Origin of the sequence: Bradyrhizobium sp. Mp27, assembly GCF_029953005.1 — a bacterium.
Lineage (GTDB): Bacteria > Pseudomonadota > Alphaproteobacteria > Rhizobiales > Xanthobacteraceae > Bradyrhizobium > Bradyrhizobium barranii.
The window spans coordinates 1-2,993 of record NZ_JASAUS010000366.1; the positions used below are offsets into that span (position 1 = coordinate 1).

Here is a 2,993-nt window from a genome sequence, read left to right on the forward strand (position 1 = left end):
ACATCATCGGAACCAAGCGGCTAATCGCTGCGATCGCGGCCTGAGACGTCCTCGGCACCTAACCCTCAGAACCGACCTCCCGTGAAACCGTTTTTACACGGCCAAGACCCGCAGCGGACGTTAACGGTCAGTCCTTCATGCCATCCAGACCGGGATGATCTTTGTAAATGTTTTCCTGAAGCACGGTGTCTATCCGAGCGATGATATCGCCGACCGATGTCCTCAATCTTAGAAACTCATCTGCTGGAGAGGCTTCTTGGCGAGCGTGAGCGCCTGGGATAACTCCTCAATGACCCGCTCTACGTGCTGTTTAAATCGTGCGGCTGATTTCGCGTCCATACAACCATCTCGCGGGAACAGGCTGGTGGAAGGGCTGCGCGCTCAATGTTTCGGAGTGCGCCCGCGGATGTGGTCAAAGCCTTGCTTGATTGCGGCGAAGCGCGCTTCGATCATCGGCTCAAATTCGAGGTCGGTGAAGATGTACGGCAAGTCCTTTTCGACGCCTTCGCGGACGAGTTCACCGACATAGTTGGGTTCTATGCCCTGAGAGATGCGTTCCCGGAGCATATTGATCCACTCGGCACGTGGGCCCGAAGTCGGCAAGGGAGGGAGCGCCCCCTCGAAGCGCTTGGGGAGATTGCGTCTCGAGTTCATGATCTGAGTGCGGATGATCCCTGGACACAGCACCGATACGCCAATCCCTCGGGGCGCGAGTTCACGCCGCAGGCCCTCGGACAGCGCGACAACGCCATACTTGGAGACGTTGTATGCATTGCTCTCCCCTGAAATGAGGCCAGCGATCGAGGCCGTGGAGACGATGTGTCCACCCTCACCATGCTGCTCGATCAACGGCCCGAAAATCTCGATCCCCCAAATGGTCGCCATCAGGTTGACGCCCATGGTCCAGTTCCACGACGCCTCGGTCCAGGCGCCATAAGGCCCACCGCCGCCGACGCCCGCGTTGTTGACGAGGATATGCACCTTGCCATAGCGGGCAGTCGTGGCTTCGGCGGCCGCCACGAGTTCGGCTTTGAGTGAAACGTCCGCTTTCACGCCGTCGACATCGACGTTGGTGAGCCTCAGTTGCTCGAGCGCCGCGGACAGAGCCGCTTCTTCAATGTCGCAAAGCATGACTTTCGCCCCCGCCTGGGCGAAGGCGGTCGCGATCCCCAGTCCAATGCCTGACGCTGCACCGGTCACGAACACAGTCTTTCCAGCGAGTTCCTTCACGCGCATTCTCCCTGTGCAAGCGGACATCCTCGCCCCAAAACGCCAAGTGTCCCCGGACGCCATATGACCGCGTTTTCGAGCGATTGGGAAGCGTGCCGGATGTCCGTTCGGGCCCATCAGCCGAAGTGGCGACACCTTTTATTGAGGTCCGCTTGGTGGGTCGCATTTTGACCCATAGCTGTCATCGTTGATGGCGTGTAAAATGGCCATTCAATCGTTTTCCGCGAGACTTGGCGAGGCAAGCACGCGATGAGCACTGAGGTTTGGACCGAGCGTGAACGAAAGCTCTTGATCGCGCTCGTCAAGATGGTCGATCAGTATTTGGACGAGTACGGCGACGAGGTGGACAGCCGCGCAATGTCCGCTGGTGAACATGCAATAGAATCACTCGCGACGTTTGGTTTGATGGAAAACATCAATACTCGTTTCGGAAGATGGACAGAGGCAGGAAACCAGTTTCGCGAAGAGTTCAACAGGATGAGAGGACTTGCGTCGGCCGAAAATCTCGGTGGCATCAAATTGGTCGGGCGGCCAAAATCGGAAAGCTGATCGATCTTCCGCTTGTGACCCAAGCCGACGGAGGGCGGGAACGCGCTGAAGTCGGCTTCTGACCCGAAGCGCTCATCACCCTTCCGGCACGCCAGCGAGGCGCCAGCCTTCACACAAGCGCTGCAGCCCGGCAAGGTAAATTGGATTGTCGCTTTGTTGAGCTGCGAGCAAGCGACGAATGGTGAAACCTGAGTTGAGCGCAAGTCCCGTTCTCGCAGCAGTTCGCGCCTCATCGAGCGCGCCGGTCAAGGCCAAGGCAGCGGCGAGCGATATATGAGCGAGATGAAAGTTACGGTTCGCCTCGGTGCTTCGTCGCAGCCAACTGACGCCTTCGACGTCTGAACCAAGCAGCAGCTTGGCCACGCCCGCAAAACACGCCCACTGGTAGGCGAAAACGTCGCGAGGAGAGAGCCGTAAAGCTTCGAGTATATGGCCTTCGGTCTCGGCAGCGCGACCTATGTAGGATTTTGCGAAACCAAGGGCAGCATGAGCGTGGACCAAATTCGGAGCCAGCGCCAACGCAAATTCGAACTCACGGATGCCTTGGGCGGCCCGGTTCGTAAAGGTCTGGACCCAACCCCGAGCCATGTGGGCTGAGGCACTGTTCGGCCTAATCGACAATACCTTGTTCACCATCGCCTCGGCCGCCGCAAGCCGCGCGGGCCCATCATCCGTCGTAAAGCTACCTCCAACTACCGTATCAACATTTGCCAGACCAATCATTGCTTCGACGTTGCCGGGATCGAACTCCAGCGAGCGTTCGAAGAAGCCCCGCGCTTGCGTCACGCATTCAAGGCTAATCCCCTTCATCAACCAGGCCCGGCCCTGGAAGCACAAGTCCATCGCATCGGGATGCAGCGTACGCTCGGCTCGTCGCGCCTCAGCCTCGATGAGCTGGGCACCTAATGTACCGGCGAGCCTCGACACGATTTCGTCCTGCATATCGAACAGGTCGCCGACAGGCTTCTCGAAGCGCTCGGCCCAAAGATGCTGGCCGCTCTGGGCATCGATCAACTGCACGTTCATCCGAAGCCGATTGCCGCTGCGTTGCACCGAGCCTTCGAGCACGTAGCGAACGTTTAATTCGCGGCCGACCTGCCGTACATCGTAAGCGGAGCTTTTCTCCCATTTGATTGACTGGTTTCGCTTCGGCTTTCGCTCTGCGATCCTTGGCTTGTCAGAGAGCCGAGAGGAGACTGAAGGCGATGGAACAA

Annotated in this window: 3 protein-coding genes; 1 reads left to right on the forward strand and 2 read right to left on the reverse strand. The window is 58.5% G+C overall.

The genetic code is table 11. The features are described from left to right. Positions 1–381 precede the first annotated feature (381 nt). Entirely contained in the window at positions 382–1,230 is an 849-nt protein-coding gene (locus QJT78_RS49800; RefSeq protein ID WP_028152753.1) for an SDR family NAD(P)-dependent oxidoreductase, read from the reverse strand. 249 nt (positions 1,231–1,479) lie between these two features. On the opposite strand from QJT78_RS49800, the gene QJT78_RS49805 reads away from it, so the two are divergent. After that, positions 1,480–1,779 (forward strand): hypothetical protein, encoded by a 300-nt coding sequence (locus QJT78_RS49805; protein ID WP_063629882.1) that lies wholly within the window; start codon positions 1,480–1,482, stop codon positions 1,777–1,779. A gap of 75 nt (positions 1,780–1,854) precedes the next feature. Here QJT78_RS49805 and QJT78_RS49810 read toward each other — a convergent pair. Next, positions 1,855–2,993 (reverse strand): adenylate cyclase (locus QJT78_RS49810; protein WP_281460815.1); only part of this gene is annotated, 1,139 nt, incomplete at its 5' end.